The following is a 3,900-nucleotide window of genomic DNA, read 5'->3' on the forward strand; positions in this document are numbered from 1 at the left end:
CTCGCCGGCCGGCAAGACCGCCACGTCGAGCACCGCCTTGTCAGGCTCGACCAACAAGGCTTCGGACAGCCCGGCCAATACCGCTTCCATGTAGCCCAGCACGCGGGCGGCGTCCACACCGCTGTCCGTTTGTATATTGATGTAATAAACTTGGCCCATATCATCAATCGATATGGTGAATGGATAATTGGTTCTCTCCAGGGTATCGATTACTTCAATCCCGTCGATTGCAGTGTGTTCCTGGCTGGTCAGCGTATCGGAAGTACGGTAATTGAGCATGGAGCTAAACAGCGGCATGTTCTCCGGCAAGGAAGTACAGGCTTTTGCCAGCGCGAGCGAAGTTTGCTCATAGGGCAGCAGATTTTTTAACGCTGCATCAGCCTGCAGCAACAATTGAGCACTGCTCATGTCCCGCAACCTTAACCTTAACGGCAAGGTATTGATGAACATTCCCAGCATATGTTGTGCACCTTGCGTTCCCTGCAAGCGTCCCGACAGCACCGTGCCAAACACGACATCATCTTTCCCGCTACAGGCGGCAAGTACCAGCGCCCAAGCCGCATGAAACAAAATGGCAGGGCTCAGCTTGTAATGCCTTGCAGTGGCGCGTATCTGCGTAACCAAAGCGGCATCAAGATCTTTTCTTGCCTCAACAGTACGAGAACCATCACCATGCACGGCCAGTAAGCCAAATGGCGCGGTTGGCTCATCAACATCCTTCAGAATGCTCTTGAAAAAGGCCTTTGCATCCTGATGCCGCGCCTGATGCATGGTATGGGCCACCAATTCACGATAAGGGACCGGGGTGGCCAGATGTTCAGCATTGTTATCCAGAAATGCTTCGATTTCAGTCCGTAGTATCCTCAAGGAAGTAAAATCGTCGATCAGATGGTGGATCTGGCACAGCACGTACTGCGTATCGGACTGCGTATCCGGTATCACGCTCACACGCAGCAGCGGTGCCCGTGCCAGATCCATCGACTGCGGTTGCGCCAGGTAGGCGCCGAGCCGGCTTTCGATATCGACCCCGGGTGGCAGCACCAGTGGCTGAATCTGCAGGCGCGCCTGGCGATACACCACCTGCACCGGCACCGAAACCTGCTGCGCCATCACCGCCGTGCGCAACACGTCGTGACGCTCCATCACCGCCTGCAGGGCTGCCACGAAGGCGTCCAGGCGCGCACCATCCTTGATCCGCAATACCATGGACATGATGTAGGGGTCGTTTTTCTGCGCCATCAGATGATGGAACAGGATGCCTTCCTGCAACGGCGCCAGTGGATAGATGTCCTGGATATTTGCCGCGCCGCCGGGTACCAGCGCTGCCAGCGTATCGATTTCCTGCTGGCTCAACGCCACCAGCGGCAGCATCTCCGGCGTGATGTGCGTGCAGCTGGCGGGAATCAGGTTCGGCGGCGCCGCGAAGGGGCGATTCGCCTCCGGTGCCTGCGCATCGAGCGCCTGCGCCAGGCCGCGCAGACTGGACGCGCCAAAGATGGTGCGCACATCCGTGTATAAGCCGGCTTGCTGCAGCCGCGACAGCAAGCGGATCACCATCAGCGAATGCCCGCCCAGCGCAAAGAAGTTGGCGCTCGCGCTCACCTGTTCCGGCGCCACGCCCAGCAGCTTGCCCCAGATGTCGGCCAGCAGCCGTTCCGTCTCCCCCTGCGGCGCCACATACGCACCCTGCGCGGCCGCCAGGTCCGGCGCCGGCAGGGCCTGCTTATCGATCTTGCCATTGGCCGTCAGCGGCAACGCCGACAGCACCACATACAGCGCCGGCACCATGTGCTCCGGCAACGCCGACTGCAGCTGTGCCTTCAGGCTGGCCAGGAATGCATCCTCTTCACCCTGCGCATCCTGGCGCGTCACGTACGCCACCAGGCGCTTTTCCTGCCCGTCGTCGCTGCGCGCCAGCACCACCGCTGCCGCCACCTGCGCATGCTGCGCCAGCTGGTGCTCGATCTCACCGAGTTCGATGCGGAAGCCGCGCAGCTTGACCTGCTCGTCGGCACGCCCCACATACGCCAGGCTGCCATCGGCCAGGTAGCGCACCAGATCGCCTGTCTTGTACAGCCGCGCGCTGCTGCCCGCCGTGCCGGCCTCGGAATACGGGTTGGCGATGAAGCGTTCCGCCGTCAGCTCCGGACGGTGCAGATAGCCACGCGCCAGACCCGCACCACCCACATACAGCTCGCCAACGACACCGAACGGCGCCAACTCCAGGCGCGGTGTCAGCACCAGCGCCCCCAGGTCCGCCAGTGGACGCCCAATATCGCTGGCTCCGTTCGTATCGAACACATCGGCCTGCAGCAAACGCCGGTACGTCACGTGCACCGTCGTCTCCGTAATGCCATACATGTTCACCAGTTGCGGCCGCTGGTCGCCGTGGCGCGCCACCCATGGCGCCAGGTTCGACGCCTGCAGCGCCTCGCCGCCAAAGATCACGCAGCGCAGGGCCAGCGCCGCCGGGCGCTCCTGATCCACCTCCATCAGGGCGGCAAACGCGCTCGGCGTCTGGTTCAGGATCGTCACCCGTTCCCGCACCAGCAGCGCATGGAAATCGGCCGGCGAACGGCTGATCCAGTATGGCACCACCAGCAAACGGCCGCCGTGCAGCAGCGGGCCCCACATTTCCCACACCGAAAAATCGAAACCATAGGAATGGAACAGGGTCCAGACATCGTCTGCATTAAAGTGGAAGTGCGCAGCGCTGGCAGCAAACAGGCGCAGCACATTGCCATGCTCGACCATCACCCCTTTCGGCTTGCCCGTCGAACCGGAGGTATAAATGACATACGCCAAGCTCGCAGCACCGTGCCCGTCCAGGCGCGCCAGGTTCTGCGTATCGTACGGCAGTCCTGCCCCGTCATCCAAACACAGCAGTTGCAAGCTGCCTGCCTGCCGCGCCAGCGATCCAGCCGTCTCCAGCAAGGTCTGCTGCGTCACGATCAGCGCCAAGCCGCTGTCTTCGGCCATGTAGGCCAGGCGCTGCTGCGGATACGCCGGATCCAGCGGCACATACGCGCCGCCCGCCTTGAGGATCGCCAGTACGCCCACCATCATCTCCAGGCTGCGCTCCACGCACAGCCCCACCAGCACGTCCGGGCCAACGCCACGAGTCCGCAGCGCATGCGCCAGTTGATTCGCCCGCGCATTGAGCTGCGCATACGTCAATTGCTCATCACCATAGACCAGCGCCACCTGCGCTGGCGTGCGCGCCACCTGCGCTTCGAACAGCTCATGGATGCAATGCTCCTGCGGATAGTCCGCCTGCGTCGCGTTCAGCGTCTGCAACAGGTACTGCCTCTCGCCGGCATCGAGCAGCGGCAAGGCATGGATCGGCGTGGCGGGATCGGCCACGATGCCGTCGAGGGCCAGCAGCAAATGCTGCCCCAGGCGCGCGATCGTCGCCGCCTCAAACAGCGCCGTGTTGTAGTCGATGCTGAACACCAGCCCATTGGCCGTCTCGCTGGCATTGAAGGTCAGCTCGAACTTCGCCGCCACCACATTCGCTGACAACGGATCGAGGCGCACGCCGGCAACAGCCATCGCCGCCAGGTCGCCGCCCGTCGTGTCCATGCTGAACATGATCTGGAACAGCGGGCTGTATTGCGCGCTGCGCAGCGGATTGAGCCGCTCGACCAGGTGATCGAAGGGCACGTCCTGGTGCGCCTGCGCATCGAGGTTGCTCGCCTTTACCTGCTGCAGCAGCGCCGTAAACGCCGGGTTGCCGCTGCAGTCCGTACGCAGCACCAGGGTGTTGACAAAAAAGCCAATCAAGTCTTCCAGCTCCGCCTGCAGGCGGTTCGCCACCGGCGTGCCGATCACCACGTCGGCGCTGTTGCCATGCCGCGCCAGCACCACGCTCAAGGCCGCATGCAAGACCATGAACAGCGT

Annotated in this window: 1 protein-coding gene; it reads right to left on the reverse strand. The window is 62.5% G+C overall.

Features of this window, described 5'->3' with window-relative positions:
- Positions 1-3,900, reverse strand: a 3,900-nt coding sequence (locus ACP7EG_RS27590) for a non-ribosomal peptide synthetase (protein ID WP_426090237.1), incomplete at both ends; no start/stop codon positions are given.

The organism is Janthinobacterium sp. PSPC1-1, from assembly GCF_049897625.1.
Taxonomy (GTDB): domain Bacteria; phylum Pseudomonadota; class Gammaproteobacteria; order Burkholderiales; family Burkholderiaceae_D; genus Janthinobacterium; species Janthinobacterium tructae.